This is a genomic window from Candidatus Sarmatiella mevalonica, assembly GCF_016751895.1.
GTDB classification, from domain to species: Bacteria; Pseudomonadota; Alphaproteobacteria; order Rickettsiales; family Rickettsiaceae; genus Sarmatiella; species Sarmatiella mevalonica.
The window spans coordinates 1-2,283 of record NZ_JACVVM010000108.1 but is presented as its reverse complement, the minus strand read 5'-3'; the positions used below and the strand labels follow the sequence as shown (position 1 = coordinate 2,283).

General features: G+C 36.5%; 3 protein-coding genes, 1 tRNA gene and 2 pseudogenes. 3 read left to right on the top strand and 3 right to left on the bottom strand.

Translation table 11 applies throughout. The features are described 5' to 3' along the window. Nucleotides 1-94 precede the first annotated feature (94 nt). On the bottom strand, nt 95-271 hold the full coding sequence (locus tag Sarmat_RS06550) for a hypothetical protein (protein ID WP_202149952.1): 177 nt from the start codon (nt 269-271) through the stop codon (nt 95-97). A gap of 200 nt (nt 272-471) precedes the next feature. Between Sarmat_RS06550 and Sarmat_RS06545 the strand changes: the two are divergent. Both Sarmat_RS06545 and Sarmat_RS06540 read left to right on the top strand, forming a co-directional pair. After that, a pseudogene (locus Sarmat_RS06545) lies at nt 472-845 on the top strand (transposase family protein); the annotation flags it as partial. A gap of 147 nt (nt 846-992) precedes the next feature. Next, nucleotides 993-1,484: pseudogene (locus Sarmat_RS06540) on the top strand (transposase); the annotation flags it as partial. 33 nt (nt 1,485-1,517) lie between these two features. Here the strand turns inward: Sarmat_RS06540 and Sarmat_RS06535 are convergent. Further along, nucleotides 1,518-1,602: transfer RNA gene (locus Sarmat_RS06535), tRNA-Leu, on the bottom strand. 247 nt (nt 1,603-1,849) lie between these two features. On the opposite strand from Sarmat_RS06535, the gene Sarmat_RS06530 reads away from it, so the two are divergent. After that, nucleotides 1,850-2,059 (top strand): IS630 transposase-related protein, encoded by a 210-nt coding sequence (locus Sarmat_RS06530; RefSeq protein ID WP_202149951.1) that lies wholly within the window; start codon nt 1,850-1,852, stop codon nt 2,057-2,059. 8 nt (nt 2,060-2,067) lie between these two features. Here Sarmat_RS06530 and Sarmat_RS06525 read toward each other — a convergent pair whose 3' ends face one another. Then, a complete protein-coding gene (locus Sarmat_RS06525) occupies nt 2,068-2,226 on the bottom strand; it encodes a hypothetical protein (protein WP_202149504.1) in 159 nt (52 codons plus the stop codon). Between the last annotated feature and the right edge of the window lie 57 nt (nt 2,227-2,283).

The following is a 2,283-nucleotide window of genomic DNA, read 5'->3' as shown; positions in this document are numbered from 1 at the left end:
CATGCCAAATAATCTTAAAAAAACTCTTGGATGTTTAGCAATTTTACTGTATCTTATCATTGTGTATAGTCTCTTGTTGGTTAAAAATCAAGTTCTATACACGCTTTATAAAAAATATCAACCCCTCCCTGTAAGTAATTTCCAATTCTATATACTTACGCAAGAGGTCTATTTTAGAAATTTGTACGTTCTGGGTCTTAAAAAGTGATAAAATTATCATCCCCAATAATTCGACTCTTGATTTATTCCATCGAAAGTGTTTTGATAACATTTGGCGTAAAGTGGTATTATAGAACATAAACATCCTTAATTATCGTTAAAAATGTATATGTTTAACTGCTTTTCTACCTTTACGCTACTACTTTTTTACCTAACTGTCCGGTACTAAGCTGACAAATATAAGACCTCTTTCGAAACTGCGATATATGTGTATACTCAAGCTAGGTCAATAAAAATATTATGGTTGTGCAATTGAAATATGAACAAGTGAAGATTTTATCAGATGATCAATTCAGAAGATTAACAGGAGTTAAGCGTGGTACGTTTGATAAGATGGTAAAAATATTAGAAGAAGCTGATAAAAAGAAAAAACTAAAGGAGGTAGAAGAAATAAGCTGAGCATGGAAAATCAGCTATTAATGGCATTGGAATATATCAGAGAATACCGCGCATATTTCCATGTTAGTCAAAGTTATGGAATAAGCGAAAGTTCCTGTTACAAAGGAATTAAGTGGATAGAAGATACGCTAATCAAACATCCTGATTTTGCTTTGCCTGGTCGCAAGGCATTACTTAGAAGCGATATGGAATATGAAGTTATACTAATAGATACAACAGAAACGCCAATAGACCTCTTTCCTAACTCTACTCCTGATGGCAACTGTGGCGACGCTGTCGATGCGCAAGTCCTCACGTACTTCATGTACGCTGCGGCTCTGCTTCGTATACTCCTCGCATTTGCTCTTAATTGAGCGAGTTTCGAAAGAGGTCTAATAGAGTGTCCTAAAAAAATAAGGACTAGAAATAAGAAAAGGATTAAGAATCGGAATAACAAGCAAAAGCGGTATTATTCAGGGAAAAAGAGAAGGCATACATTAAAAACCCAAGTTGTTGTCGATAAGAAGATGAAACAAGTAATACGCACTGCTTTTGCAAATGGTAAACGGTATGATTTTAGGCTATTTAAAGAGTCGAGAACAAAGATAAATTCTGATATAAAGGTCATTACTGACACTGGATATCAAGGCATACGAAAGCTGCATAGCAAATCTGAATTACCAAGAAAGAAGACTAAGAAAAACCCGTTAACAAAAGAGGATAAAGAGAAAAACCAAGAGCTTGTCAGTGAAAGAGTGGTTAATGAAAATGTTATCGGCATGATTAAACGATTTAAAATCATATCTGATAAATATCGGAATAGACGTAAAAGATTTGGGCTCAGATTCAATTTGATTGCAGCTATTTATAACATGGAGCTAGTATAAATGAGTTTCGAAAGAGGTCTAATGAAAGAAAAATGGTACCCGCGGCCGGACTTGAACCGGCAAGAGCAAAGCTCCACGGATTTTAAGTCCGTTATGTCTACCATTCCATCACGCGGGCAAAAAGAACCCAGCCAAGAGCCATAGCAAGCCGGGAACAAGAAGAGAAAATCTAAACAGCAAAAACGCCGCAGCACTTAAACACGCTATGTGTAGCATAAGCCTTACACAAAACAGCGAATCATTTAGAACAGTTCATTATTCTAAATGATAGAACATGTCGAGTCAAGAGAGTTTTAGGCATTCCTAAATAAATATAAACTAAGAGGGAGTAAAGTGAAAGCAATAACCCTTATATTAAAGATGACATGATATATTCAATAGATTTTCGTAAGAAGGTATTAGAAGTAAAGGAAAAGGAGGGGTTTTCATTTAGCGAAGTAGCATTAAGATTTGGGATATCAAGAGCGGCAGTATTTAGATGGAGCAAAAAAATAGAGAGCAGCAACAAAAGAGATAGGCCATGGAAGAAGCTAGATAAAGAGGCATTAAAACGAGACATCAGACCTCTTGCGTAAGTATTTAATTAACAATTAGCCAATGTGAAGGGTGAAGAAGGTTGTTCGTGATTATTAGACCTCTTTCCTAACTCTACTCCTGATGGCAACTGCTTCGTCGCTCCGATGCGCAAGTCCTCACGTACTTCATGTACGCTGCGGCTCTGTGCTTCGTATACTCCTCGCATTTGCTCATCATGAGCGAGTTTCGAAAGAGGTCTATTTTAGCATCAAGCGGCAAGTAA